38 protein-coding genes and 1 tRNA gene are annotated in these 23309 nt (G+C 46.9%); 2 read left to right on the top strand and 37 right to left on the bottom strand.

Annotated features, from left to right (window positions below):
• Window positions 1-177: 177 nt before the first annotated feature.
• The 4 genes from LBQ00_09165 to LBQ00_09150 form a co-directional block, all read right to left on the bottom strand.
• A complete protein-coding gene (locus tag LBQ00_09165; GenBank protein ID MDR2019011.1) occupies window positions 178-972 on the bottom strand; it encodes a tetratricopeptide repeat protein in 795 nt (264 codons plus the stop codon).
• A 56-nt stretch (window positions 973-1028) separates the two neighbouring features.
• Window positions 1029-1742 (bottom strand): hypothetical protein, encoded by a 714-nt coding sequence (locus LBQ00_09160; protein MDR2019010.1) that lies wholly within the window; start codon window positions 1740-1742, stop codon window positions 1029-1031.
• 48 nt (window positions 1743-1790) lie between these two features.
• Window positions 1791-2639 (bottom strand): toll/interleukin-1 receptor domain-containing protein, encoded by an 849-nt coding sequence (locus LBQ00_09155; protein ID MDR2019009.1) that lies wholly within the window; start codon window positions 2637-2639, stop codon window positions 1791-1793.
• 816 nt (window positions 2640-3455) lie between these two features.
• Window positions 3456-5039 carry an AMP-binding protein gene (locus LBQ00_09150; protein MDR2019008.1) on the bottom strand — a complete coding sequence of 528 codons (1584 nt, stop codon included), beginning with the start codon at window positions 5037-5039 and terminating at the stop codon, window positions 3456-3458.
• 302 nt (window positions 5040-5341) lie between these two features.
• Here LBQ00_09150 and LBQ00_09145 point away from each other — a divergent pair, with 302 nt between their 5' ends.
• Together LBQ00_09145 and LBQ00_09140 are read left to right on the top strand one after the other, a co-directional pair.
• Entirely contained in the window at window positions 5342-6964 is a 1623-nt protein-coding gene (locus tag LBQ00_09145; protein ID MDR2019007.1) for a PAS domain S-box protein, read from the top strand.
• The gene (locus LBQ00_09140; protein ID MDR2019006.1) at window positions 6961-8334 is read left to right on the top strand and encodes a sigma-54 dependent transcriptional regulator; all 1374 of its coding nucleotides are present in this window, start codon (window positions 6961-6963) and stop codon (window positions 8332-8334) included. Before LBQ00_09145 ends, LBQ00_09140 begins: the two co-directional genes overlap by 4 nt.
• A 20-nt stretch (window positions 8335-8354) precedes the next feature.
• Here LBQ00_09140 and LBQ00_09135 read toward each other — a convergent pair whose 3' ends face one another.
• The 33 genes from LBQ00_09135 to LBQ00_08975 form a co-directional block, all read right to left on the bottom strand.
• Window positions 8355-8717, bottom strand: a complete 363-nt coding sequence (locus LBQ00_09135) for a DUF2304 domain-containing protein (protein ID MDR2019005.1) — start codon at window positions 8715-8717, stop codon at window positions 8355-8357.
• A gap of 13 nt (window positions 8718-8730) precedes the next feature.
• Window positions 8731-9429 carry a glycosyltransferase family 2 protein gene (locus LBQ00_09130; protein ID MDR2019004.1) on the bottom strand — a complete coding sequence of 233 codons (699 nt, stop codon included), beginning with the start codon at window positions 9427-9429 and terminating at the stop codon, window positions 8731-8733.
• A 16-nt stretch (window positions 9430-9445) separates the two neighbouring features.
• Window positions 9446-9516, bottom strand: a tRNA-Gln gene (locus LBQ00_09125).
• Window positions 9517-9532: 16 nt separating this feature from the next.
• The gene (gene rplQ, locus LBQ00_09120) at window positions 9533-9907 is read right to left on the bottom strand and encodes a 50S ribosomal protein L17 (GenBank protein ID MDR2019003.1); all 375 of its coding nucleotides are present in this window, start codon (window positions 9905-9907) and stop codon (window positions 9533-9535) included.
• 9 nt (window positions 9908-9916) lie between these two features.
• Window positions 9917-10936 (bottom strand): DNA-directed RNA polymerase subunit alpha, encoded by a 1020-nt coding sequence (locus LBQ00_09115; GenBank protein MDR2019002.1) that lies wholly within the window; start codon window positions 10934-10936, stop codon window positions 9917-9919.
• Window positions 10937-10964: 28 nt separating this feature from the next.
• A complete protein-coding gene (rpsD, locus tag LBQ00_09110) occupies window positions 10965-11585 on the bottom strand; it encodes a 30S ribosomal protein S4 (GenBank protein ID MDR2019001.1) in 621 nt (206 codons plus the stop codon).
• 11 nt (window positions 11586-11596) lie between these two features.
• Window positions 11597-11986: a 30S ribosomal protein S11 gene (gene rpsK / locus LBQ00_09105; GenBank protein MDR2019000.1), complete on the bottom strand. Its 390-nt coding sequence runs from the start codon at window positions 11984-11986 to the stop codon at window positions 11597-11599.
• An 8-nt stretch (window positions 11987-11994) separates the two neighbouring features.
• Window positions 11995-12363, bottom strand: a complete 369-nt coding sequence (rpsM, locus tag LBQ00_09100; protein MDR2018999.1) for a 30S ribosomal protein S13 — start codon at window positions 12361-12363, stop codon at window positions 11995-11997.
• 11 nt (window positions 12364-12374) lie between these two features.
• Window positions 12375-12488, bottom strand: a complete 114-nt coding sequence (rpmJ, locus tag LBQ00_09095; GenBank protein MDR2018998.1) for a 50S ribosomal protein L36 — start codon at window positions 12486-12488, stop codon at window positions 12375-12377.
• Between the two features lie 9 nt (window positions 12489-12497).
• The gene (gene infA / locus LBQ00_09090; protein MDR2018997.1) at window positions 12498-12716 is read right to left on the bottom strand and encodes a translation initiation factor IF-1; all 219 of its coding nucleotides are present in this window, start codon (window positions 12714-12716) and stop codon (window positions 12498-12500) included.
• A 7-nt stretch (window positions 12717-12723) separates the two neighbouring features.
• Entirely contained in the window at window positions 12724-13473 is a 750-nt protein-coding gene (map, locus tag LBQ00_09085) for a type I methionyl aminopeptidase (GenBank protein ID MDR2018996.1), read from the bottom strand.
• A 133-nt stretch (window positions 13474-13606) separates the two neighbouring features.
• Window positions 13607-14914, bottom strand: coding sequence for a preprotein translocase subunit SecY (gene secY, locus LBQ00_09080; GenBank protein MDR2018995.1), 1308 nt, complete (start codon window positions 14912-14914; stop codon window positions 13607-13609).
• A complete protein-coding gene (gene rplO / locus LBQ00_09075; GenBank protein ID MDR2018994.1) occupies window positions 14914-15357 on the bottom strand; it encodes a 50S ribosomal protein L15 in 444 nt (147 codons plus the stop codon). The genes secY and rplO overlap by 1 nt, the downstream gene beginning before the upstream one ends.
• 3 nt (window positions 15358-15360) lie before the next feature.
• The gene (gene rpmD, locus LBQ00_09070) at window positions 15361-15543 is read right to left on the bottom strand and encodes a 50S ribosomal protein L30 (GenBank protein MDR2018993.1); all 183 of its coding nucleotides are present in this window, start codon (window positions 15541-15543) and stop codon (window positions 15361-15363) included.
• Window position 15544: 1 nt separating this feature from the next.
• Window positions 15545-16051 carry a 30S ribosomal protein S5 gene (rpsE, locus tag LBQ00_09065; GenBank protein MDR2018992.1) on the bottom strand — a complete coding sequence of 169 codons (507 nt, stop codon included), beginning with the start codon at window positions 16049-16051 and terminating at the stop codon, window positions 15545-15547.
• A gap of 15 nt (window positions 16052-16066) precedes the next feature.
• Window positions 16067-16432 carry a 50S ribosomal protein L18 gene (gene rplR / locus LBQ00_09060; GenBank protein MDR2018991.1) on the bottom strand — a complete coding sequence of 122 codons (366 nt, stop codon included), beginning with the start codon at window positions 16430-16432 and terminating at the stop codon, window positions 16067-16069.
• 11 nt (window positions 16433-16443) lie between these two features.
• On the bottom strand, window positions 16444-16980 hold the full coding sequence (gene rplF / locus LBQ00_09055; protein MDR2018990.1) for a 50S ribosomal protein L6: 537 nt from the start codon (window positions 16978-16980) through the stop codon (window positions 16444-16446).
• Between the two features lie 7 nt (window positions 16981-16987).
• Window positions 16988-17389, bottom strand: a complete 402-nt coding sequence (rpsH, locus tag LBQ00_09050) for a 30S ribosomal protein S8 (GenBank protein MDR2018989.1) — start codon at window positions 17387-17389, stop codon at window positions 16988-16990.
• Window positions 17390-17399: 10 nt separating this feature from the next.
• A complete protein-coding gene (locus tag LBQ00_09045) occupies window positions 17400-17585 on the bottom strand; it encodes a type Z 30S ribosomal protein S14 (GenBank protein ID MDR2018988.1) in 186 nt (61 codons plus the stop codon).
• An 11-nt stretch (window positions 17586-17596) separates the two neighbouring features.
• Entirely contained in the window at window positions 17597-18139 is a 543-nt protein-coding gene (rplE, locus tag LBQ00_09040; protein ID MDR2018987.1) for a 50S ribosomal protein L5, read from the bottom strand.
• 10 nt (window positions 18140-18149) lie between these two features.
• Window positions 18150-18473, bottom strand: a complete 324-nt coding sequence (gene rplX / locus LBQ00_09035; GenBank protein ID MDR2018986.1) for a 50S ribosomal protein L24 — start codon at window positions 18471-18473, stop codon at window positions 18150-18152.
• Window positions 18474-18567: 94 nt separating this feature from the next.
• Complete coding sequence (rplN, locus tag LBQ00_09030) at window positions 18568-18936, bottom strand: 50S ribosomal protein L14 (protein MDR2018985.1); 369 nt, start codon at window positions 18934-18936, stop codon at window positions 18568-18570.
• A complete protein-coding gene (rpsQ, locus tag LBQ00_09025) occupies window positions 18917-19231 on the bottom strand; it encodes a 30S ribosomal protein S17 (GenBank protein ID MDR2018984.1) in 315 nt (104 codons plus the stop codon). Before rpsQ ends, rplN begins: the two co-directional genes overlap by 20 nt.
• Before the next feature lie 9 nt (window positions 19232-19240).
• Window positions 19241-19435, bottom strand: coding sequence for a 50S ribosomal protein L29 (gene rpmC, locus LBQ00_09020; GenBank protein MDR2018983.1), 195 nt, complete (start codon window positions 19433-19435; stop codon window positions 19241-19243).
• 6 nt (window positions 19436-19441) lie between these two features.
• Window positions 19442-19855: a 50S ribosomal protein L16 gene (gene rplP / locus LBQ00_09015; protein MDR2018982.1), complete on the bottom strand. Its 414-nt coding sequence runs from the start codon at window positions 19853-19855 to the stop codon at window positions 19442-19444.
• Window positions 19855-20499 carry a 30S ribosomal protein S3 gene (rpsC, locus tag LBQ00_09010; GenBank protein MDR2018981.1) on the bottom strand — a complete coding sequence of 215 codons (645 nt, stop codon included), beginning with the start codon at window positions 20497-20499 and terminating at the stop codon, window positions 19855-19857. Before rpsC ends, rplP begins: the two co-directional genes overlap by 1 nt.
• Window positions 20500-20512: 13 nt before the next feature.
• Window positions 20513-20845: a 50S ribosomal protein L22 gene (rplV, locus tag LBQ00_09005; protein ID MDR2018980.1), complete on the bottom strand. Its 333-nt coding sequence runs from the start codon at window positions 20843-20845 to the stop codon at window positions 20513-20515.
• A 3-nt stretch (window positions 20846-20848) separates the two neighbouring features.
• The gene (rpsS, locus tag LBQ00_09000) at window positions 20849-21139 is read right to left on the bottom strand and encodes a 30S ribosomal protein S19 (GenBank protein MDR2018979.1); all 291 of its coding nucleotides are present in this window, start codon (window positions 21137-21139) and stop codon (window positions 20849-20851) included.
• 9 nt (window positions 21140-21148) lie between these two features.
• Entirely contained in the window at window positions 21149-21976 is an 828-nt protein-coding gene (gene rplB, locus LBQ00_08995) for a 50S ribosomal protein L2 (GenBank protein MDR2018978.1), read from the bottom strand.
• A complete protein-coding gene (locus LBQ00_08990; GenBank protein MDR2018977.1) occupies window positions 21976-22263 on the bottom strand; it encodes a 50S ribosomal protein L23 in 288 nt (95 codons plus the stop codon). Before LBQ00_08990 ends, rplB begins: the two co-directional genes overlap by 1 nt.
• Entirely contained in the window at window positions 22260-22883 is a 624-nt protein-coding gene (rplD, locus tag LBQ00_08985; GenBank protein MDR2018976.1) for a 50S ribosomal protein L4, read from the bottom strand. The genes LBQ00_08990 and rplD overlap by 4 nt, the downstream gene beginning before the upstream one ends.
• Before the next feature lie 9 nt (window positions 22884-22892).
• The gene (rpsJ, locus tag LBQ00_08980; GenBank protein MDR2018975.1) at window positions 22893-23198 is read right to left on the bottom strand and encodes a 30S ribosomal protein S10; all 306 of its coding nucleotides are present in this window, start codon (window positions 23196-23198) and stop codon (window positions 22893-22895) included.
• A gap of 10 nt (window positions 23199-23208) precedes the next feature.
• A partial coding sequence (locus tag LBQ00_08975; GenBank protein ID MDR2018974.1) for a hypothetical protein occupies window positions 23209-23309 on the bottom strand: 101 nt, incomplete at its 5' end.

The raw sequence follows: 23309 nt of genomic DNA, 5'->3' as shown, positions 1-23309 counted from the left end.
TTAAACATCAAACATTCTTTGAAACCAGTCCTCAAACAATTCCTTACGATCAGTGTTGAGATATGCGGCCTTCATATTTTCTTTCACAACTTTTGTGTTTGGGTGCGTATCTCCTAATTGATGCAGTAATATCCGGTAAGCCTTCTCATACCACGTGAGCGCCTTGGGATAATCGCCCTAATTACCGTAGACAAATGCAATGTTATTATACGTGGTGGCGGTACCCGGGTGCTTCTTGCCCAGAACCTTTTCACGGATTGATAAAGCCTTCTCATACCATGCGAGCGCCTCGTCATAGTCGTCCTGCCTATAGTAGACCCTCCCAATATTGTTGTATGTGGCTGCGGTATCCGGGTGCTTCTTGCCCAGAACCTTTTCGCGGATTGATAAAGCTTTCTCATACCACATGAGTGCCTCGTCATACTCTCCTTGTCTATAGCAGACTCTCCCAATGTTGTTGTACGTGATGGCGGTGGACGGGTGTTTCGTGCCCAGAACTTTTCTATAGATCACTAAGCCTTTCTGATACGATTTCAGTGCCTCGTCATACTTTCCTTGCCTATGGTAGACTCTCCCAATGTTGTTGTACGTGATGGCGGTGGACGGGTGCTCCGCGCACAGAACCTCTTTGCGGATGGATAAAGCCTCTTGATACCGCATGAGCGCCTTGTCATAATCGCCTTGCCTATAGTAGACTCTCCCAATGTCGTTGCATGCGGCGGCGATATCCGGGTGTCCCTCGCCCAGAACCTCTTTGCGGATGGATAAAGCCTTCTCATGCCACGTGAGCGCCTCGTCATACTTTCCTTGTCTATAGTAGACCTTCCCAATGTTGTTGTACGTGGTGGCAGTATCCGGGTGCTCCTTGCCCAGAACTTTTTCGCGGATTGATAAAGCCTTCTCATGCCACGTGAGCGCCTGTCCGTACTGTGCCAGTCCTTGCCTGCCTCTTCCCAACCAATAATAAAGCAACGCTGTCTTTTTCTCTTTATCAATATTGCCAATATATGCTTTCTCCGCGTACCCCGCTATAGCGTAGCATGAGGGGCAATACGCTCAAACCGTTCGCGCGATTCCAAACGGCCATAATCGTCTAATGTCGGTATTTCACCTATTGCTGCCTCCATACAAACATATAGCCAATCCGTTCCGTGAGTTTTAATCTGTTCGCGGCGAATCTCCTGCACAAGACGATGGATATAAAAAACATTCCTATCCTTCTTTACCAAAGAATAATTCAACAATTCCGCAATAATCTCATTTTGTTTGTAAGCATCCCCCAAATCTTCACTTAAGAGAGGAGGGAGCTTTTTCCGCTGCCGTTCGAAAAAATCCAATGGAATCCCATCCGGCGACATATAGGCAAAGAGACTTAGCAATTGCCCCGCGCTTTCACTCAACTTGCCAAAAGAAAGCGCCAGGGTTTCTATCACGGTGCGGGGATAATTTGCCGGTCTACCCAGGCTTGATTCAAGCGCTTTTATTGCCCCATCATTCACCAATAAGGCCAGGTAGTCCGAACAGGTTATTTCGGTACGCTCCATATATGCCGCCGCTTGTTCCAAAGGCAGCGGAAGGTAGTTCAATCGCTCTGTCAGTGCGGCCAAGTCGGCTTTGTTTTTAAATAAACACGTATACCCGTCAAGCCGCGTACGTATAAACTGCGCCGCGTCATGGGGAGTAAAAGGTTCAATTTCAATTGATTTCCTCGGCATTAAGTCATCATTGCGCGTTGTAATCAAAATATGCCCTGTTGGTACACCTGGAATATAAGGCTCAATATCTTTTCTTTACTCTGCATTGTCAAAAATGAAAAGCCACGAGTTGTGCGTCAAAAACCATTTTTTCAAGCGTCTGCCCAATTGCTCCGGGGTTAGCTTTCGTCCTTCATCCATGCCTTCTGGTATAAGACCGAAGGCATCGGCAAATTGAAGGCAGTCATTGAAAGCGGTCATTTCAGTTTCCGCGTGAACCCACCAGATAGCGTCTTTGTAGTCATTTATAGAACGATGGGCATATTCCTTGGCGATTTCTGTCTTGCCGACACCGCCTAAACCGGTGATGATCTGTTTGGCTGTACCCCCCGATTGGAACTGTGTATATATTTCGTTTAATTCTTCGTCCCGTCCTGAAAAATACGGATTGCGTTCCTGTAGGTTGTTCTGTGGGAGACTGCCTGGGAACGGTGCCCGCTGTTTTGCTGACCCTGGGAAAGGGGGTTTCTCCCGGGACACTTTTTGCAAGCCAATGCCGATTAGAAGTTTCTGCTCCGCCTTTTCTTCATCATGGACGTCGTGTAGATCAATACATACTAATCCATATAAAAGTCCGTCAGGCTCCACATTTGTAACTCTGACGGGGATTATCTTTTTGTCTTTTTTCTTAACAGCGCGGCCAAATGCGTTTGTCCATTCTTCTTTGCAATAGGCGGAATCCAAATATGCCTCTGAAAAAATGGGAATACAAACATCACATTCCCGCAGGAAATTATCCATTTTGGTTATAAAATTTTCCCCTGGGAGAATATCCCATGCCTGAATCCGAGCAGTCTGACCATGTTCTTCCAGTACGCCCGCAATCCAGGTTGCCCATGCTTTATCGCGCTCTGTGTAACTGATGAAATATTTTTTAGCATCCATTCGCGATCCTCTCCACAAAAACCGGTCCGCCATAAAAGCGGGTTTATGGCGGTAATGAGGCGCCTCCATCATTAGGATTCGTTTTAAAAGAGGGCAGGTTAATAGAGCAAATATTGAACTTGAATTTTCAATAATTTACCGCAGGAAGCTGTTAAAAGACAAGAAAATTCCACAGGTCCGTCGCTATTGTTTGGGATACACCACGAATCAAATAGATGATACCCGGAAGGGTCCAACGAATCGCTGATGCCAGCCATTGGGTGGGAACGCCGGTAGGTACTTGGCCGCAACGCTATCATGGCAAGCCAGCCGCAGGATGGTCTCTATTAACGGACAGGAGCGGGTCGTAGGCGACCATGAGACGGGGGCTTCACTCAGTCTGGTGGCTATAAAGCGAGGTAACGGTTCAGAACCGCACCGTTGATGGGAAATCCATTTTCTTTAATGACCTCTCCACTCACAAGAGGCGGGAGGATTTCCGCTTCAGTTGATTCGCTACCAAAGGTCAGTATTATCTCCAGCCCGAACGTACACAAAAAGACTGATTAAGTCTGCATCCAAGGTCCGCCCGTCAAAACTCTTCGGCCATCGGGGAGTGTTTTTGAGGCAGCCAAACCCTGCTCCGCCATATTCATCTTTTATGAAAGTGCCCGCAAATCCTGGTTCACATGCTTTCTTCTAAATGGAAAAACCACACTCCTTTTTTTCGTCGAATTCCTTCGCTCTTTCCTTGAATTATCCTTCGGCGAGCTCTCTCGGTGCAGCCTGCTTTATGTCCAATTATTCTCTTGTAAACTCCATGCCGCTCAACCTCCTTCAGTGTGACTCTGGTTTCCCGAATTGTTCCCGCAACTCCCTCTTAAGTATCTTTCCCGCTGCATTGCGGGGCAGCGCAGAGATAATGTGGACCGTTTTAGGCACTTTGTACCCCGCCACTTTCCCTTTGCAATAATCTGTCAGCTCGGACGGTCCCGCTTTGGCCCCATCCTTTAGAACACAGACGGCAGTGACGGCTTCTCCCCAGGTGGGGTGCGGGGTCCCGATCACGCAAGATTCCTTCACGTGAGGATGATCATTGAGTACCTTTTCTACTTCAGCAGGGTATACATTTTCTCCACCTGTAATAATCATGTCTTTTAAACGGTCAATGACCCTGATGTAACCTCTTTCATCAATAGAGCATACATCTTCCGTGTAAAACCATTCCCCCTTAAAAACCTTTTCAGTCTCAGCCTCTTTCCTCCAATACCCGAGGCCCATGCCCGGCCCTCTGACTATCATTTCCCCAACACCACCAGGCGGCACCCTTTTGCCCGCCTTGTCAACGATCAAAATTTCCATGTCGTAGCTTGCCCGGCCGCATGATTCCAGGATATTGGAATCCCCTCTCCCGAACGCCTCCCCGATGTCTTTTACCGAGAGGTTCGTTGTTACACCCGTAGATTCCGTAGTTCCATGATGTTCGCCAAGAATATTTCCAAAGACGTCAATGAACTCCCTGTACACAGCGGGTATAATTCCCGCACCGGCAAACCAGAGGGTCTTCCAACTCGATACGTCGTACCTCCTGAAAGCAGGAAAATCCATTATCATCATCACCATAGGGGTTGCAAACATTCCGGCTGTCAGTTTCTCCTTTTCCGTGACCGACAAAAAGAGTTCGACATCCCATCTTGAAAAGACAAATGCCGGACAGACGGCATAGAGGCTGCCAAAAAATGTGTAGTGGGCGGTAATATGGTACATGGGGCAGACTATAAACACCCGGTCGTCCGTCGTCAGATTGTTATTCCTGGAACATACACGCCCGGCATGATAGTAGTTTCCGTGGGTCTGCATAACCCCTTTGGGAAGCCCCGTGGTACCGCTCGTATACATGAGCATGGCAATATCATCTTCGTAAATCTCGACGGATGGATCATCCGTGGATGCTCCATCCATAAATTCTTCATAATCATGCCATCCCTCGGGTTTCTTCTCTGGATCCCCGAAATAGACGAAATATTTGATTGACGGGATACTTTCTTTAATTTTCTGCACAATTTCCACAAATTGCTGCTGAACGAGCAGTACCACCGGCTCGGCATCGGTAAGCACCGCGGCAATTTCAGGCGGCGCCAGCCTGAAATTGCAGACAACGAAAATAAATCCGGCATTTGGTACATTGATAGCCGATTCCATATACTCAAAGCTGTTTTGGCTTAGAATGGCGACCCTATCCCCCTTTTTCGCTCCGAGACCAATGAGAGCATTCCCCATCCTGTTGGCCCTTTCTTTCATTGCCTGGTACGTGAAGACTCTCTCCCCCTCCACCTCTTTCATAGCTATTTTCTCAGGATAAAGCATTGCATTACGGTTGAGCAGCGTCCTGATAGTAGAAAATGTCTTTCCTCCTCCCATATGACTCCTCCTCATTCAGAATTATTTTCTTATTTGTATGTTTATTAGCAATAACAGTGCCGTTAGCATTATGTTGTTTTCCTTGAGCTTGTGTCTTGTTAGGATAATTGATAAGGATTGATGAGTTGTATATACTGTATACAACATGTATGAAAAATTGTCACACATTATGCATTTAAAATAACCATTGTCTGTAAGCCGGGATTCAGGAAACATTATGTGCAATCTTCTTTATGCAAAGAAATATCTTGTGAAATAGTATATAATGATCCTGCCATCACGCACAAGCGACACATATCACAATGAACGATCGAAAAAAGACAAAAGATCAGTTGGTTCACGAATTGACGGAATTACGCCGTAGAGTGGCCCAATTTGAGGATACCAAAAGCCCCCTCGGCGATCCGGCCGGACCGCCTGATATAGACGGTTCCGCATACCGGGCGCTCTTTGAAAATACAAGCGACGCTATCTTTCATATCAGGAAGAATATGATCATCGACTGCAACATTAAGGCAATAAAGATGCTAAAGTGTAATCGGGAACACGTAATAGGCCGTGATTTCAATGAATTCCTGCCTCTTGTTCAGGCAGGAGGATGGAACTCAAAAGATATGCTCATAAACAAAATGAAAGAGTCCGCCCTAAGCGGTCCGCAATTTTTCAAACAACAACGGCTGAGGCATGATGGAACGTCCTTTGATGCTGAGGTAAGTTTAAGCCGTATCATAATTGGCGGTGAATGGCTTTTCCAGGAGATCGTGCGCGATGCCAAGGACAAGACATTTTTCTACGAAGGCACTATCGAAGACATTACCGAAAAAAAGAAGGTAGCGAACAGACTTCGCCAACTGAACGAGTTTAACAAGGCGATCATCGACCATGCTCCCGTTGCAATCTTCACTCTTGACAAAAACGGAGTATTCACCAGCATAAACCCGGCATTAGCGGCCCTCTCCGGTCTGGCGAAAGAAGCCGAGACCAAACTCATCGGTTTTAACTGGCTTAAGGATCCTTATACTATTCAGTGCGGACTTGCCCGTCATATAGAGGCGGGCCTTGAGGGTGAGCCTTTCCAGCTCTGGGATTTTCCGTTCATGACCTACCGGGGCGACAGGAACAACTTCATAGACTTCAAAGGGGTACCCTTAAAGGACAAGAACGGGGGAATCGAAGGACTCCTCTGCATCATTGAGGAGACAACCGACCGGGTGAAGACCAGGGCTAAGTTGATGCAGGAAGCCAAGGTGGCTACCATAGGCCGGCTCGCAGCAGGAATAGCCCATGAGTTGAATAATCCTCTCGGCACTCTGGTGGCTTACTCTGAACGCGCACATAGTTGTCTCGAATCACTTCCGAAACTTGCCGATGTGGAGAGACTCAAGGGTTACCTTAATATTATCGAAGAGGAGGCATTTCGCTGTAAGGGTGTGACTACCGATATCCTGAGCTTGCTCCAGAAAGAAGGGCTGGAAATCACCGAAATCGACATTGGTGAGTTGCTTGATGGCGTGATCGAACGCCTCGGCACTGAAAAGATTCGGATTACCAGGGAACCAGCGCTTGCCGCTCCTCTTATTTTGGGTGATGCAAACGCCCTTAGGCAGGTATTTGTCAATCTTATCACCAACGCGCAGGATGCCGTCGAAGGCAGGGCTGATGCCGCAATATGGATCAGGACCATGCCCATGGAAGATCACGTTCTTGTCGAGATAGAGGATAACGGTACGGGGATTCCCGATTCAATTGCAGATAAGATATTCGAGCCTTTTTTCACAACAAAGGAATCAAAGAGCGGGATAGGACTCGGATTAACCTTGTGTCATGATCTCATGCAGGATATGGGAGGGGCTACAAGCATGGTAAGCACCCCCGGTCACGGGACCACCTTCTCCCTATTATTCCAAAGGCCGGGCGCAAGATGATTCGTGTTCTGATCATAGATGATGAGACTCGGCTCGTCGAGGCATTCAGAGAACAACTCACTGAACAGAAGATGAAAGTACTCACTGCGTTTAGGGCCAGTGAAGCTCTTTCTATTCTGAAAGACGAGACCGTTGATGTCGTGATCCTTGATATCAAGCTCCCCGATATGGATGGAGTTGAATTGCTGATGAAACTCAAACATAGCGAACCCACCCTTGAGGTGATCATACTCACCGGGTTTGCCTCGGTAGCCACGGCCATCCGCTCCATGAAACTCGGCGCGTACGATTATCTGACAAAACCATGCAAGATGTCAGAACTCTCAAAAGTAATCGCAAAGGCGTACGAAAAAAAGATGCTCATGGTCAAAAATATAGTCCTGGAAGAGCAACTGCACCGGATAAGGGTTCGTGACAGGTTTGTCGGCACGAGCGACGAAATGGCGAGAGTGGAACACATGATCTCTTTGGTGGCCCTTTCGGCAGCACCTGTTCTTATTCTGGGAGAGACAGGTACGGGAAAAGAGCTTGCAGCGAGGGCCATACATGATTTGAGTCCCCGCTCGGGAAATCCTTTTGTAACAATCAATTCAAGCGCCCTGCAAGAGACGATGCTGGAGAGCGAGCTGTTCGGATACAGGAAGGGTGCATTCACAGGGGCGGATAGTGACAAATTGGGCCTCCTCGAAATCGCGAATCACGGCACCTTCTTTGTGGACGAAGTGGGAGAGATGAGCCTCAACATACAAGCGAAGTTACTGAGGGCTCTTGAGACTGGAGCATTCAGAAAACTCGGAGATACCAAGGAGACTAGGGTCGATGTACGCTTCATCTTTGCTACCAACAAGCAGCTCAAGAGGGAAGTAGACGAGGGCAGGTTTCGCAAAGACCTCTTCTTCAGGATAAACACACTCCTCTTGAACCTTCCTCCCCTCAGAAAAAAAAGAGAGGATATTCCCTTCCTCGTCGACTACTTTCTTGACAAATTCTCAAGGCCTGGCAAGAAGAAACGGTTTTCTGCTGAGGCGATGAGGCTGCTCATGGCATATGAATGGCCTGGAAATGTAAGGGAACTTGCAAATGTCGTCGAGCGGTCCGTCCTCATAAGTACCCATCGTGAAGAGATGTTTGCAGACGATCTTACAGAGGGTATATTGAGCGGAACTTCACAGGTGGAAGATGCGGCGAGAATGTCGCAAGGGGAAAAAATCCTGTCTCTTGCAAGCATGGAAGCGCAATATATTCAAAAAGTCCTGAACTACGTGGGGAACAACAAAAGCCAAGCTGCCCGTCTTCTGGGTATCAGCCGCAAGGCGCTCTACGACAAGATCGGCTCGAAGTCTGAAGAAGAAGATCCCGCTGGAAGGTAAGCCGCTCCCGTCAAGGACTCTCAGTTTCCTGTCTCGTTTTTTTCTCCCTCAATCTCTCTGAGTCTCAGTTCCAGAAGGGCATGGCGTTGAATCAGCTCTTTGTTGACATCTTTCATCTTTGAAATCGCAATAGAATAATGCATCAGGAGGGCAATAAAAAAAATAAATACCATAGATATCAAGGCGGTAATATAATAAAATCCAGTAACCCTGCTGATAATCCCCACAAGTCCGGGCCAGAGACTCAGAACTGCGATGGCGGATGACATGAGGAGCCACAGTATGGCATATTCCTCCCTCAGGTGTTCCTTTCGGATCAGTTCGAAGGTTGCAACGAAAAACACGAGGCTGATAATTCCGACAAAAATCTGTATACGCAGCATACGTGGCATCCCCTTACAGTTTTTTAAAAAGGGCGATAAACATGGCAAGCAATACCTTTCCCATGTAGTAAGCGGCAAGGAGAGGTGTAATGGAAGACATGCCGTGCGTCCGGCTTTTCATCTTTACGGGTACTTCCTTGATCTTAAACCGTCTCTTACGGGCAAACACAAGAGACTCTGGTTCAGGGTAGTCCTGAGGGTATTGACTCGAAAAGAGCGTGAGCGCCTTTCTGTTTATCGCCCTGAAGCCGCTTGTCGGATCTTTCACCACAAGGCCGGTGGTCATTCTGAGGAAAAACGACAATATCTTGATTCCCATATCCCTCATAAAAGACACCTGATAATCAGTGTCTTCCACAAATCTGGACCCGATCACCATGTCATATCCATTCTCAAATAAGGCTTCAACCAGACGGACGATCTCTTGGGTGGGATGCTGGCCATCACCGTCCACCTGAACGCATGCGTCATACCCTCCCGCCAAGGCGTACTTATAGCCGGTCTGCACCGCCCCGCCAATGCCAAGATTATATGACAGCTCGACTACCTTTGCTCCTTCTTCTTTCGCTTTTTCTGATGTTTTGTCGGATGAATTATCGTTGACTACTATGACGTCATATCCGACGCCAAGCATTTTCACGCCCCTCACCACATCCCCTATGGTGTACTCCTCGTTATATGCAGGAATTATGACCGCCGTCCGCCTGTTCATTAGTGAAGGACACATTCTGGGGGACCAGGATTCGAACCTAGATAGCCAGATCCAGAGCCTGGCGTCCTGCCGTTAGACGATCCCCCAATCTATCGAGGTTCGTTTAACTCTCTTTCTTTTCTTTTTTTTGTGTAAGCTCAACAATCGCCATGGGGGCGTTATCACCTTTCCTGTTGCCTATCTTAAGGACCCTTGTATAACCGCCATTTATGGTGGTATATCTGTCCCCAATATCACTGAAAAGCTTCTTCACCATCTCCTTGTCCCTCAAGAAACCAAACGCCAGCCGCATGCCGTGGGCATCTTTTCTTTTCGCGAGAGTTATAAGCCTATCAGCCACCCTGCGCAACTCCATAGCTTTCATGCTTGTCGTCTTTATACTCTCATGATTGAAAAGGGAATTTGCCAAATTCATGAGAAGCGCTTTTCTATGACTTTTTGTCCTGTTTAATGTTTTTACCGTCCTCAAATGCCTCATAGTAAACCTCTATATATTATCTTTTCGTTTCAATGCTATCTTGTCCAACTCTTCCCGTGACGGAAAATTCTCTACCTTTATCCCGAGTCTGAGGCCCATACAAGACAGTATCTCTTTTATCTCATTCAAAGATTTTCTACCAAAGTTCTTTGTCATAAGGATCTCCTGCTCTGTTTTTTGAACAAGTTCTCCAATGTATTTTATATCCGCATTCTTCAGGCAGTTGGCACTTCTCACTGAGAGCTCAAGTTCATCAACGCTCCTGTAAAGGTTCTCATTGAAAGATTGCTTGTCAAGGACCTTATCTTCTCCGGCTTCCAGACCTTCGAGGTCCTCGAAGTTTATAAAAACGCGCATCTGCTCCTTAACAATTTTTGCCGCAAATGAAAGGGCATCCAAGGGATTCACGCTGCCGTTAGTCCATATTTCCATCGTAAGCTTGTCGTAGTCCGTTCTGAATCCCACCCTTGCCGGCGTCACATTATAACTTACCTTTTTTATCGGCGAAAATATGGCATCCACCGGTATGGTCCCGATAGGATCGCCTTCATCCCGGTTTTGATCTGCCGGAACGTAGCCCCTGCCTACCTTCACCTTCATCTCCATATAAAGTCGCGCGTCGTCACTCAGATTCGCCACGTGGTGATCTGGATTGATAATCTCGACACCACCTTCATGGGTAATGTCATCCGCTCTGACCTCTCCTCCGCCCTTCTTGTCAATCTTGATCACCTTGGGTTTGTCGTCTGTCATCCTCAGTACGACCTTCTTCAAGTTGAGGATCAACTCTGTGACATCCTCCTGAACTCCCCTTACGGTTGAGAACTCATGATCCACCGAGTCAATCCACACGGATGTTATAGCACTCCCCATTATCGAAGAAAGCAAAACCCTGCGAAGGGAGTTGCCGATCGTTATCCCATATCCTCGCTCAAATGGCTCGGTAGAGAACTTTATATAATTGCTGTCTTTTTTCTCAATCTCAATTTTCGTCGGCTTAATCAATTCCTGCCAATTCTTCTCAAACATATGCATATGCCCTCCTTTGGGGTAAGGACTATCTCGAATAGTACTCCACTATGAGTTGTTCCTTTATCGGCATTGTAATGTCTTCTCTAACCGGCAGAAGTTTGATCACGCCCTTCATTTCCTCCTTATCAAGATCAATCCAGGAAGGTACCCCCCTCCTCACAACCGACTCAAGGGCGTTCTTGACTGAGAATAATTCTTTGTTCTTTACAGTTATTTCATCTCCTTCCTTTATGATGAAAGACGGGATATTGACTTTCTTCCCATTTACCATGATATGGTTGTGTGATACTAGTTGCCTGGCTTCCTTTCTCGACGTGGCAAATCCCAGTCTATACACCATATTGTCGAGCCGTCTTTCCAACAGTATAAGGAAATTCGCACCCGTTATACCCTTCTTCTTTTCTGCCATGCCAAAGAACCGTTTGAACTGTTTTTCACTCAACCCGTAGGTCTTTCTCACCTTCTGCTTTTCTCTCAGCCGTAATCCATATTCAAGAAATTTTCCTCTCGTCTCGACATGGACTCCGGGCGGATAGTTTCTCTTTTCTATTTCACACTTCTCCGTGTAGCATCTCTCGCCTTTCAGGAAAAGTTTAACTGCCTCTCTTCTGCAAAGCCTGCATGATGGTCCTACATATCTCGCCAATGCTCCCCTCCTTAAACTCTTCTTCTTTTCGGCGGCCTGCATCCGTTATGCGGAATAGGCGTGATATCCCTTATCAGATGAATTTTCAGCCCCGCGCTCTGGAGCGCCCTGAGCGCCGCTTCCCTGCCCGCTCCCGGACCCTTTATAAATACATCCACTGTCCGCATGCCGCTCTCCATGGCCTTTTTTGCCGCGTTCTCGGCAGCAAGTTGAGCCGCAAACGGAGTGCTTTTCCTCGAACCTTTAAATCCCACAACGCCCCCGCTTGACCAGGAAACGACATTACCCTGAGGATCCGTTATAGTGATGATCGTGTTATTAAAGCTCGACTGGATATAAGCTTCTCCTATAGGCACATTCTTCTTAATCTTTTTCTTGCCTGTTTTTTTGGTTCTCGCCATCTACCACCTCATTTTTTTCGTTTCATTGATGTCTTTCTCGGGCCTTTTCTCGTGCGAGCGTTGGTTCTCGTCCTTTGACCCCGCACCGGCAGTCCTCTTCTGTGTCTCAAGCCCCTACGGCAGCCTATATCCATGAGTCTCTTTATATTGATACTTACTTCTTTCCTGAGATCACCTTCAACCTTATACGTCCTCTCAATGATCTCCCTTATCTTGGCAATCTCCTCGTCCGTAAGCGCATTAGTCCTCTTGTCAGGGTCTATTCCGGCTTCAGCAATAATCTGGTTTGAAAGTGCCCTTCCTATTCCATATATATACGTGAGCGCAATCTCTATCCTCTTGTCCCTCGGTATATCGACACCCGCGATTCTTGCCACGTCATACCTCCTTAGCCTTGTCTCTGCTTATGTTTGGGGTTCTCGCATATCACTCTCAGTACCCCTTTCCTCTTGATGATCTTGCATTTATCACACCGCTTCTTTACTGAGGGTCTTACCTTCATTTCTTCCTCCTACTTGACTCTGTAAATAATCCTTCCGCGGCTGAGATCGTACGGTGAAAGTTCAACAACCACCTTGTCTCCACGCAGGATCTTAATATAGTGCATCCTCATCTTGCCTGATACATGGGCCAGCACCTTATGGCCATTGGGAAGTTCTACTCTGAACATCGCATTCGGCAACGGCTCTATAACTGTACCCTCTATCTCTATTCCTTCGCCTTTTGGCATCTTCCCTTCACAATGCGCTTAGAATCTCAGCGCCATTTTCGTTCAAAGCCACGGTATGCTCAAAATGGGCAGACAGACCGCCGTCTTTGGCAACTACAGTCCAACCATTCTCTTTGATCATAACATCGCTTGCCCCTATGTTAACCATCGGCTCTATTGCCAGCACCATGCCTTTCTTAAGTCTTACCCCCGTGCCTTTTTCCCCGAAATTAGGCACCTGAGGTTCCTCATGCAGGCTTCTTCCTATACCATGCCCCACAAACTCTTTCACCACCGAAAACCCGGCCGACTCCACGCAAGACTGGATTGCATGAGAGACATCATGCAATCTCCTCCCTCCCGAGGCCACGCTTATGCCACGGTACAGGCTCTCTTCCGTAACCTTCATAAGTCTTTCGGCCTTTTGAGAAACTTTACCGACCCCAACGGTCAGCGCAACATCCCCGAAATAGCCTTCATAAGCCACTCCAAAATCTATACTCACGATATCCCCTTCCTTTAAAATCCTTTCTCCTGGCATACCGTGTACTACTTCATCATTCACTGACACGCACAGGCAATAGGGGTACCCGCTATAACCCTTAAAAGCAGCCCTTATCTTCCCTGTGCTCTTTATTCGCTCCTCACAAACCGCCTCCAGGTCCATCGTTTTCATGCCTTCCTGGACAGTACTTTTTACGTGCAACAATATCTCCATCGCATATCTGCTTGCGGTCTTTATCTTTTCTATCTCTTCCGAATTTCTTAATATAATCATTCGGCAACAACTTACATCTCTTCTCTTATTCTCTTAACTCCAGTCCATCCAGTTTCCACGAGCCACCATGCGGGACAGTAGTCTGCACATATGGGCAGATTCCGGCAAACGCCGTATCGAGCCCCTTTCAAAATCACCTTCTCCCTTTTATCCTTCCTGACTTTTTAACAAGACCGTCGTAATGCCTCAGGATGAGGTGCGATTCAATCTGCTGTATAGTGTCAAGAGCCACACCTACAACAATCAGCAAAGCGGTGCCACCGAAGTAAAAAGGCACGTTGAATTTCTTCACCAGCAATGTAGGAAGAACGCAGACAAACGAAATATAAATTGCCCCAATAAAGGTCACCCTAGAAAGAATTTTCTCTATATACTCCGCAGTCCTCTTACCTGGTCTTATGCCGGGGATATACCCCCCATATTTCTTCATATTATCCGCCACGTTATCCGGATTAAAGACAATAGCGGTATAAAAGAAACAGAAAAAAATGATAAAACTCACGTACATGATCTCGTACATCCAACTTCCTGGGGTAAGGTATCCGGCAACATTTTTCATCCAAGGATGGTCGATAAAATTCGCTATCGTTGCGGGGAACATAATTATGGACGATGCAAATATGGGTGGAATAACTCCTGCTGTATTCACCTTGAGTGGCAGGTGTGTCGTCTGGCCTCCGTACATTTTTCTCCCAACTACACGCTTCGCATACTGTACGGGAATCCTCCTCTGGGATGTTTCCATAAAGATGATGAAAGCAATCACAATCAGCATCATAACCACTACGACAAGGACAAAAAACCAATTCAGCTCGCCACCACCGACTAGTGTCATTGTTTGAGCGATAGCATTGGGCATCCTCGCCACAATACCCGCGAAGATAATAAGAGAAATGCCGTTTCCGATGCCTTTCTCTGTAATCTGCTCCCCGAGCCACATGATAAATGACGTACCTGCGGTAAGCGTTATCATGGTCATAAGCCTGAAACTCCATCCTGCGTTATACACCACGAGCTCTCCAGCAGCGCCCTTCATCTGTTCCAAGCCTACGGCAATCCCAAAGCCCTGTATAAGACTGATCACTACAGTACCGTACCTTGTATACTGTGTGATTTTCTTCTTTCCGGCCTCTCCTTCTTTTGATAACTTCTCAAGCGTCGGTACTACCACCGTCAGCAGTTGCAAAATGATGGACGCACTTATGTACGGCATAATACCAAGGGCAAATATAGACAGTCTTTCGAGGCCTCCACCGGCAAACATATCGAAAAACCCAAGCAACGTGCTGCGTGCCCTTTCAAAGATACCTGCGAGCACTTTCCCGTCTATACCGGGAGTGGGGATATGGACACCAACTCTATAGACCAACAGCAGAAAAAGAGTTGTAATTATTCTCCGTTTAAGCTCAGGGATTTTCCCAATATTCTGGAAACCTCCCATTAAACCAGTACCTCCACAGAGCCACCCTGCGCGGTAATCTTATCTATCGCCTTTTTGGATGCTTTATGAACCGTTATCTTGATAGGGAAGTCGATCTCGCCGTCCGACAACAGTTTCACTCCATTTCTGATTTTCTTTACAAATCCTGCCTCTATGATATCCTGTATTCCTACTTGTTCCTTGCCCCTGAACTTCTCAAGGTCCTCTACTTTTATAACGGCAAACTCAACTCTGAAGGGGTTTTTGAAACCTCTCTTCGGGATTCTTCTTGTGAGCGGCATCTGTCCGCCCTCGAAGCTTTTGCCCTTTGAACCGCCGCTTGTCGAACGTTGTCCCTTGTTCCCATAGCCAGCAGTCGTACCTAGGCCTGATCCCGTTCCTCTTCCTACACGCTTTCTATTCTTCCTGGATCCAACGAATGGCTTTAAGTCAGACAGTCTCATTTATTATACATCCTCCACAATTCTCACAAGATGCATGACCTTCTTTATCATGCCCCTTATTTCAGGCGTATTCTTGAGGACTCTCTCCTCCTGCAGCTTCCTGAATCCGAGGCTGCGCACCGTGTCTCTCTGATCCTTTGTACGCCCTATATAGCCTTTAACCCATTTCGCTTTGATGTAGTCCAAGTTATCCCTCCTCGCCCCTTGTCTTCCCTCTCTGTTTCAAGGAAAATTCAGGCGACTTCAACAGAGAAAGCCCCTTGATCGTGGCTTTTACCACATTATGATAGTTTCTGGAGCCATAGCATTTTGTCAGTATATTTGTTATTCCAGCAACCTCCACGACGGCACGGACTGCCCGACCCGCTATAACACCTGTGCCCTCTTTGGCCGGCTTCATGAACACCTGGCTGGTACCATATTTTTCCATGATCTCATGTGGGATCGTCCCTTTAGTGACAGGTACCTCAATAATATCTTTCTTGGCACGCTCCACAGCTTTTCGGATCGCGTCAGGCACTTCGTTGGCCTTTCCAAGACCATAGCCGACTTTGCCGTTGCCATCCCCGACAACCACAATCGCACTGAAGCTGAACCTTCTTCCGCCCTTCACTACTTTCGCAACCCGATTTATGTAAACCAGCCTGTCCTGTAGTTCTAGTCCGTCTGCCTCTGTTCGCTTTTTCTCAACCAACAGTTTACCTCCCTCTCAGAAAATTAACCCGGCTTCTCTCGCGCCTTCTGCAAGAGCAGCAACTCTGCCATGGTATTTAAAACCATTCCTGTCAAACACTACATGTTCAACTCCCAGTTCCTTAGCTTTCCTACCTATATGCAGACCGACTTTCTTTGCCGCTTCGACATTCCCGCCGTATTTAAGCTCCGTTCTCACTTCTTTCGACAGTGTCGATACCCCAGTGATCACCTTGCTAGCCGAGTCGTCAATAAGCTGGGCATATATCTCTTTCAGGCTTTTGTATACACACAGTCTCGGTTTATCCACAACGCCCGATATTTTCTTTCTGATCCGTCTCTTTCTTCGCGCTCTTGCTTCGGTCTTCTTTCTTCTATCCATTTACATACCCCTTACTTCCCGCTTTTGCCTGCTTTTTTCTTCAGGACTTCGTCGGCATACTTCACACCTTTGTTCTTATACACATCAGGCGACCTAAGCGCCCTCATTTTTGCAGCCACCTCTCCGATAAGTTCTTTATTGATGCCCCTTATCGTTAGCAAGGTCTGTTTTTCAATCTGTGCGGAAATGCCCTCAGGTAGAGCAAATGCAATCGGGTGTGAATAACCGAGGTAAAAAACCACGTTGTCACCTTGAATTTCAGCCCTGTAGCCAATACCCACGATCTCCAGCTTTCTTTCGAAGCCCTTGTCAACGCCTTCTACCATATTAGAGATAAGCGTCCTCATGAGCCCGTGGAAACCCTTGATCTTTTTCTCTTCGCTGTCTCTCGTCACCGTGACCGTATTGCCGTCAAAGTTTACCTGCAACCCCTCCAACAAAGGTCTCGCCAAATTGCCCTTCGGCCCGGCAACAAAAACCATATTGTCTTTAATTTCCAATTTCGTGCCTGCCGGCACCATAATAGGTTTCTTGCCTATCCTTGACATTGTTACCTCACCAGACCATGAGGAGGGGTTCCCCTCCTACTTTATTCTTCCCTGCATTTATGTCAGTCATGAGTCCCTTCGATGTAGAAAGAACCACAAGGCTGAGCCGCGTTTTCAAACTCTGTATACCTTCCGCTTTCACGTAGACCCTTCTGCCGGGCTTGCTCACCCGTTTAAGGCCTGTGATCACGCTCTTATTGTTCTCATCGTAATTCAGATATACTTTCAGAAACCTCTTGCGAGCCTCATCGACGAAAGTCTTATAATTCCTTATGTAACCCTCCTCCTTAAGAATCTTGGATATAGCGAGTTTCATATTGGAATAAGGTATGTCAACCGATTCATGTCGGGCCATGATCGCGTTTCTTATTCTCGTAAGCATATCGGCGATTGGATCTACCATACCCATAACTGCCCCCTTACCAACTCGATTTTATAACTCCAGGAACCTCTCCCCTTAAGGATCGCTGCCTGAAGCATATTCTGCACATCTGGAACTTACCCAAGTAACCTCTCGGCCTCCCACAAACCACACACCTATTCCTGGCTCTTACTTTATATTTAGGAGTTCTCTTGGTCTTTTCTATCATCGCTTTTCGTGCCATCTGGTCCTCCGTCAAACTCTGAAAGGCATGCCCATAAGCTTCAGAAGTTCAAATCCTTCCTCGTCTGAAGGCGCTGTTGTGGTGATGGTAATATTCATACCCCTTACCTTATCAATCTTATCATATTCTATTTCAGGGAACAGAGTCTGCTCTTTGAGGCCCAAGGTGTAGTTCCCTCTCCCGTCAAAGGATTTCGGAGAGACGCCCTTGAAGTCTCTAACCCTTGGAAGTACGATCGTAACCAACTTTCGATAAAATTCGTACATCCGCTCCTGTCTGAGCGTAACCATGCAACCGATCGACATACCTTCCCTCAATTTGAAGGACGCGATCGATTTCTTCGCCTTTGTAATAACCGGTTTCTGACCAGTGATAAGCATAATATCATGAGATGCAGCGTCAAGAGCTTTAATGTTCTGAATAGCCTCCCCCAGACCCACATTTACCACTATCTTCTCGATCTTCGGCACCTGCATTACATTTTTGTATTTAAACCTCCGCATCAAAGCAGCTTTTACTTCCTTCTCATAATATTCCACATATCCTGTCTTCAACAGTTGCCTCCTACTTGTCAATGACCTCTTCGCACTTCTTGCAGAACCTTATCTTCTTGCCGTCCTCAAGAATTTTCCTGCCCACCCGCACAGGTTTTGAGCACTTTTCGCAGTAAATCATCACGTTCGACACATGGATGGGGCTTTCCCTTTCCATGATTCCGCCCTTTGCTTTCTGACTCGGCTTCACGTGCCTCTTTATCATGTTTATCTTCTCAACAATAAGCCGATCCTTTTTCTTTATGATCCTCAGCACCTTTCCGGTTTTACCCTTATCTTTACCGGTGCTCACCATTACAAGGTCATTCTTTTTCACATGATAATGTTTCTCCATAATTACCTCATCTCACTCTGTGGACCCCTGGAGGAAGCCCTTTCAGTATCGTATGGTAATAATTTACCCATCTATCGCCTCACGCTTCCCGGCACTACACCACTTCCGGAGCCAAGGATACTATCTTCATGAACTTCTTAGCGCGCAGTTCTCTTGCGACCGGACCGAATATCCTCGTGCCGATCGGTTCATTATACTGGTTGATAATGACTGCAGAGTTGTCGTCAAACCTCACATACGATCCGTCAATACGCCTGATCTCTTTGCTAGTTCGTACAATCACCGCTTTCACTACATCGCCCTTCTTTACCTTCGAATTGGGGATAACCTCTTTAACTGATGCCACAATAATATCCCCTACCGTTCCATATCTCTTCCTGGATCCCCCGAGAACCCGTATACATCCAAGCTTCTTGGCTCCCGAATTGTCCGCCACGTCGAGTTTAGTTCGCTCCTGTATCATCCTTTACCACCTCGTCCTTAACTATCGCTACAGGTGCCTCCCGTTTTATCACTTCTTTTACCAACCATCTCTTGTCTTTGCTCAGCGGCCTCGTCTCGACGAGAAGAACCTTATCTCCCACCTTGCACACATTTGCCTCATCGTGTGCCTTGTATTTCTTCTTCATCTTCAAATATTTATGGTATCTGGGATGTTTCAAGAATTTCTCGACTTCAATCACCACACTTTTATCCATCTTGTCTTTAATAACAATCCCGATAATTTTTTTTCTTCCGATGCTGCTTTTCAGTTCCATAACTACCCCTTAAGCGTGTAATTCCTTCTGCCTCAAAATCGTCTCAAGTCTTGCTACATCCTTTTTCAGAATGCCCATTCTCGCGGTATTTTCCAGCTGCCCCGTAGAAAGCTGAAACCTGAGATTGAACATTTCCTCCTTCAGGTCCTTCTTCCTCTTGATAAGTTCCTCTTTTGTGAGTTCCTTCAGATCCTTCGCTCTCATTATTCCTCATTCCTCGCTTCTCGTTATAAACCGCATACCTATGGGCAGTTTAAAAGAAGCAATCCTTAGAGCTTCCTTCGCCTTGTCTTCGGGTACGCCCTGAATCTCATACAGAATCTTTCCTGGCTTCACAACCGCAACCCAACCTTCCGAAGGTCCTTTTCCTTTACCCATGCGTGTTTCCGCTGGCTTCTTGGTAATGGGTTTATCAGGAAATACTCTGATCCAGACCTTGCCTGTTCTCTTGACAAATCTCGTGAGTGCGACCCTGGCAGCCTCTATCTGTCTAGATGTGATCCATCCACACTCAAGGGCCTGAAGTCCATATTCCCCAAAACTCACTTTATTGCCTCGGCTCGCAGACCCTTTCATTCTGCCTTTCATCTGTTTTCTGTATCTAACCCTCTTTGGTGCAAGCATTATCTTGCCTCCTGATAAATTTCGCCCTTAAAAACCCACACTTTAATCCCTATGACGCCATATTTCGTGCTCGCTATCGCGAAGCCATAGTCAATATCGGCCCTTATTGTCTGAAGAGGTACCCTGCCTTCTCGGTACCATTCCGTCCTTGCCATCTCGGCGCCCGCAAGCCTTCCTGCACACATCGCCTTGATGCCTTTCGCCCCGAACTTCAACGCCTGCGAGACATTCCGTTTCATCGCCCTTCTGAAGGACACTCTTCTCTCAAGCTGAAGTGCGATATTTTCCGCCACAAGTTGTGCATCTATCTCGGGCCTCTTCACTTCCGTGATGTTCAGGATAATCTCCTTATCTGTGATGCGTTGAAGCTCTCTCTTCAGATTTTCTACCTCAGCGCCTTTTCTTCCTATAACAAGGCCAGGTCTTGACGTGAAGATGTTGATCTTTGCCCTCTTATCCTTATTTGCAGCCCTCTCGACCTCTATCTTCGAAATCCCGGCCTGGTGGAGTCTCTCTTTAAGGAATTTCTTGATAGCCAAGTCCTCGTGGAGAAATTTGGCATAATTCTTTGATGCAAACCATCTGGAATCCCATGTCTTTATTACACCAAGCCTGAAACCGAAAGGATTTGTCTTCTGACCCATTTATCCTCCAAAATTATGATTCATCTAAAACCATAGTGATGTGGCTCATCCGTTTTCTGATCTTCGTAGCCCTTCCCATGGCCCTCGGCAGAAATCTCTTAATGACTGGTCCGCCATCGACGATAACATTCTTCACAAAAAGATTGTCAATATCCACATACTTCTTCTGTCTTGCGTTGGCAACGGCACTGTCTAAAAGTTTCTTTAGGATGCCCGACGCCTTTTGCGGCATATATGTGAGCAGACCACTTGCATCATTGATATTCTTTTTTTTCAGCAGGTCCCCTATGAGCCTTACTTTTCTCGGGGATATCCGTATCATTTTTGCTCTGGCAATAATTTCCATACATTAATCCTTTCTCTTCGCCACTTTTGCCTTTCTATCCCCCGAATGGCTGTGAAATGTCCTTGTGGGAGAAAACTCACCCAGTTTATGCCCAACCATCTCTTCCGTTATGAAGACCGGTATGAATTTCTTTCCGTTATGAACCGCGAAGGTGAGCCCGATAAAATCCGGAATGATCGTCGAGCTTCTTGACCAGGTTTTTATTGCCTTTGAACTCTTGGACTCCTTGATCTCTTCGACCTTCTCTACTAACTTTCCGCCCACGTACGGCCCTTTTTTTAAAGACCTCGCCATGGAAACCTCCTAATCCCTTTTCTTTACTACAAATTTATCTGTTCTCTTATTCTTTCTTGTCTTCATTCCCTTGGCCAACTGACCCCAAGGTGAGCAAGGATGCCTTCCACCCTTTGACCGGCCTTCGCCGCCGCCCAGAGGGTGATCGACAGGATTCATCGCCGTCCCTCTTACTGTCGGTCTGATGCCGAGCCACCGGGGTTTCCCGGCCTTTCCTACCGTTATATTCTCATGATCTATATTGCTCGCTTGCCCAATGGTAGCCACACAGTTAAGGTGGATAAGCCTCACCGCTCCTGACGGCAACCGAACATGGCCATAATCTCCTTCTTTCGCCACGAGCTGAGCGTAGCTTCCCGCACCTCTTGCAAGCTGTCCGCCCTTACCGGGCTTCATCTCAACATTATAAACAAAAGTCCCGAGCGGTATGAACCGCAACGGAAGTGCGTTACCTTCCTTAATCTCCGTATCCACTCTTTTGCTCGATATGATAATTTCGCCCACCTTCATTCCATGGGGAGCAATCATATACCGCTTTTCTCCATCGGCATAATAAATAAGCGCTATGTGCGCAGACCTGTTCGGGTCATACTCTATGCCGCGAACCTTGCCGGGTATCTCAAATTTATCCCTTTTGAAATCAATTACCCTGTACCTTCTCTTGTGTCCGCCTCCAATGTGGCGCGTGGTGATTTTACCAGAATTATTCCTTCCCCCGGTCTTCTTCAGCGGCTTCAGGAGCGACTTTTCCGGCTTATCTTTGGTAATCTCATTGTAGGTCAGGCCGCTCATAAATCTTCGACCCGCAGAAGTAGGTTTGTATTCCCTGACGCCCATCATACACCTTCAAAAATTGTTATTTTGTCTTTAGGACTCAACTTCACGTACGCTTTTTTCCAATCAGGCTTCTTGCCTGAGAACCTTCCGACCCTCTTCTTCTTTCCTTCAAGCTGTATTACGCTTACCGAGACAACTTTCACTTTGAACAGCTTCTCGACAGCCTTTTTGATTTCTATTTTATTCGCATCCCTCTGAACCTCAAACACATATTGATTCGAAGTCTCTTTCAGGAGCGAGCTTTTTTCTGTAATTATGGGCCTAACTACCACGTCGTATTCGTTCATGATACAAGCACCTCTTCAATCCTCCGCAGTGCATCCAGTGTCACGATCAGTTGCTCGTGCCTGATTACGTCATACACATTCAGCCCATCTACCTTTAGGACTTTTACATATGGAATATTCCTTGCCGACTTCTCCACAATCTCATCTTTCTTGTCGATAATAAACAGCGGCTTTGTGAGGCTCAGTGATTTCAGGATGCTGTTAAAAGTTTTCGTGCTGATCCCCGCAAGTTCCAACCTATCGAGAACTTTCATTTCCGATCCCGTATATCTTACCGTAAGTGCTGATCTTAGGGCGCTTCTTCGCACCTTTTTCGGAAGCAGATAGCGATAGCTTCGCGGATGCGGACCAAACACTGTTCCACCGCCTACTTGGACAGGTGACCTTGAGGTACCTTGCCTAGCTCGCCCTGTGCCCTTCTGCCGGTAAGGCTTTTTTCCGCCACCGCTCACTTCTTTTCGTGTCTTCGTAGATGCCGTACCGCTCCTTTTGTTAGCAAGTTGCATCTTTACGACATCGTGAATAAGGTAGGGCTTCACCTCACAATTAAAGATCTCGTCTTTAATTTCGATTTCACCCACCTTCTCACCCTTAATATCTATCAGGTCTGTCATTGCCATAAAGAACTCCTAAGATTTTATCTCCACGTCAACACCGGCTGAAAGTTCCAGTTTCATGAGCGCGTCTACGGTCTGCTGTGTCGGCTCGACGATATCGATCAACCTCTTATGTGTCCTCACCTCAAACTGTTCTCTTGATTTCTTATCAATATGAGGTGACCTCAGCACACAGAACTTCTGTATTCTCGTGGGTAACGGTACCGGTCCAACCACCTGCGCCCCTGTCTTCTTTGCTGCTTCAACGATCTCTTTCACCGACTGATCAAGCAGTCTGTGATCAAAGGCTTTCAGGCATATCCTGATTCTCTGCCTCATCTTCTACCCCTTATTCTATAATCTCGGTTACAACACCTGCTCCCACGGTCTTTCCACCTTCCCTGATAGCGAAACGGAGTTCCTTCTCAAGGGCGATGGGGGTGACGAGTT

The sequence above is a fragment of the Syntrophobacterales bacterium genome (genome assembly GCA_031274925.1).
Lineage (GTDB): Bacteria > Desulfobacterota > Syntrophorhabdia > Syntrophorhabdales > Syntrophorhabdaceae > PNOM01.
This window is presented reverse-complemented; position numbering and strand designations above follow the sequence as displayed.

What these genes read in the sequence shown, in the direction of transcription:
- LBQ00_09155 (MDR2019009.1), bottom strand. Translation starts at nt 2,639, where the DNA reads ATGGATGCTAAAAAATATTTCATCAGTTACACAGAGCGCGATAAAGCA.
- LBQ00_09150 (MDR2019008.1), bottom strand. Translation starts at nt 5,039, where the DNA reads ATGGGAGGAGGAAAGACATTTTCTACTATCAGGACGCTGCTCAACCGT.
- LBQ00_09145 (MDR2019007.1), top strand. Translation starts at nt 5,342, where the DNA reads ATGAACGATCGAAAAAAGACAAAAGATCAGTTGGTTCACGAATTGACG.
- LBQ00_09140 (MDR2019006.1), top strand. Translation starts at nt 6,961, where the DNA reads ATGATTCGTGTTCTGATCATAGATGATGAGACTCGGCTCGTCGAGGCA.
- LBQ00_09135 (MDR2019005.1), bottom strand. Translation starts at nt 8,717, where the DNA reads ATGCTGCGTATACAGATTTTTGTCGGAATTATCAGCCTCGTGTTTTTC.
- LBQ00_09130 (MDR2019004.1), bottom strand. Translation starts at nt 9,429, where the DNA reads ATGAACAGGCGGACGGCGGTCATAATTCCTGCATATAACGAGGAGTAC.
- rplQ (MDR2019003.1), bottom strand. Translation starts at nt 9,907, where the DNA reads ATGAGGCATTTGAGGACGGTAAAAACATTAAACAGGACAAAAAGTCAT.
- LBQ00_09115 (MDR2019002.1), bottom strand. Translation starts at nt 10,936, where the DNA reads ATGTTTGAGAAGAATTGGCAGGAATTGATTAAGCCGACGAAAATTGAG.
- rpsK (MDR2019000.1), bottom strand. Translation starts at nt 11,986, where the DNA reads ATGGCGAGAACCAAAAAAACAGGCAAGAAAAAGATTAAGAAGAATGTG.
- rpmJ (MDR2018998.1), bottom strand. Translation starts at nt 12,488, where the DNA reads ATGAAGGTAAGACCCTCAGTAAAGAAGCGGTGTGATAAATGCAAGATC.
- infA (MDR2018997.1), bottom strand. Translation starts at nt 12,716, where the DNA reads ATGCCAAAAGGCGAAGGAATAGAGATAGAGGGTACAGTTATAGAGCCG.
- map (MDR2018996.1), bottom strand. Translation starts at nt 13,473, where the DNA reads ATGATTATATTAAGAAATTCGGAAGAGATAGAAAAGATAAAGACCGCA.
- secY (MDR2018995.1), bottom strand. Translation starts at nt 14,914, where the DNA reads ATGGGAGGTTTCCAGAATATTGGGAAAATCCCTGAGCTTAAACGGAGA.
- rplO (MDR2018994.1), bottom strand. Translation starts at nt 15,357, where the DNA reads ATGAGACTGTCTGACTTAAAGCCATTCGTTGGATCCAGGAAGAATAGA.
- rplR (MDR2018991.1), bottom strand. Translation starts at nt 16,432, where the DNA reads ATGGATAGAAGAAAGAAGACCGAAGCAAGAGCGCGAAGAAAGAGACGG.
- rplF (MDR2018990.1), bottom strand. Translation starts at nt 16,980, where the DNA reads ATGTCAAGGATAGGCAAGAAACCTATTATGGTGCCGGCAGGCACGAAA.
- rpsH (MDR2018989.1), bottom strand. Translation starts at nt 17,389, where the DNA reads ATGGGTATGGTAGATCCAATCGCCGATATGCTTACGAGAATAAGAAAC.
- LBQ00_09045 (MDR2018988.1), bottom strand. Translation starts at nt 17,585, where the DNA reads ATGGCACGAAAAGCGATGATAGAAAAGACCAAGAGAACTCCTAAATAT.
- rplX (MDR2018986.1), bottom strand. Translation starts at nt 18,473, where the DNA reads ATGGAGAAACATTATCATGTGAAAAAGAATGACCTTGTAATGGTGAGC.
- rplN (MDR2018985.1), bottom strand. Translation starts at nt 18,936, where the DNA reads ATGATACAGGAGCGAACTAAACTCGACGTGGCGGACAATTCGGGAGCC.
- rpsQ (MDR2018984.1), bottom strand. Translation starts at nt 19,231, where the DNA reads ATGGAACTGAAAAGCAGCATCGGAAGAAAAAAAATTATCGGGATTGTT.
- rpmC (MDR2018983.1), bottom strand. Translation starts at nt 19,435, where the DNA reads ATGAGAGCGAAGGATCTGAAGGAACTCACAAAAGAGGAACTTATCAAG.
- rplP (MDR2018982.1), bottom strand. Translation starts at nt 19,855, where the DNA reads ATGCTTGCACCAAAGAGGGTTAGATACAGAAAACAGATGAAAGGCAGA.
- rpsC (MDR2018981.1), bottom strand. Translation starts at nt 20,499, where the DNA reads ATGGGTCAGAAGACAAATCCTTTCGGTTTCAGGCTTGGTGTAATAAAG.
- rplV (MDR2018980.1), bottom strand. Translation starts at nt 20,845, where the DNA reads ATGGAAATTATTGCCAGAGCAAAAATGATACGGATATCCCCGAGAAAA.
- rpsS (MDR2018979.1), bottom strand. Translation starts at nt 21,139, where the DNA reads ATGGCGAGGTCTTTAAAAAAAGGGCCGTACGTGGGCGGAAAGTTAGTA.
- rplB (MDR2018978.1), bottom strand. Translation starts at nt 21,976, where the DNA reads ATGGGCGTCAGGGAATACAAACCTACTTCTGCGGGTCGAAGATTTATG.
- LBQ00_08990 (MDR2018977.1), bottom strand. Translation starts at nt 22,263, where the DNA reads ATGAACGAATACGACGTGGTAGTTAGGCCCATAATTACAGAAAAAAGC.
- rplD (MDR2018976.1), bottom strand. Translation starts at nt 22,883, where the DNA reads ATGGCAATGACAGACCTGATAGATATTAAGGGTGAGAAGGTGGGTGAA.
- rpsJ (MDR2018975.1), bottom strand. Translation starts at nt 23,198, where the DNA reads ATGAGGCAGAGAATCAGGATATGCCTGAAAGCCTTTGATCACAGACTG.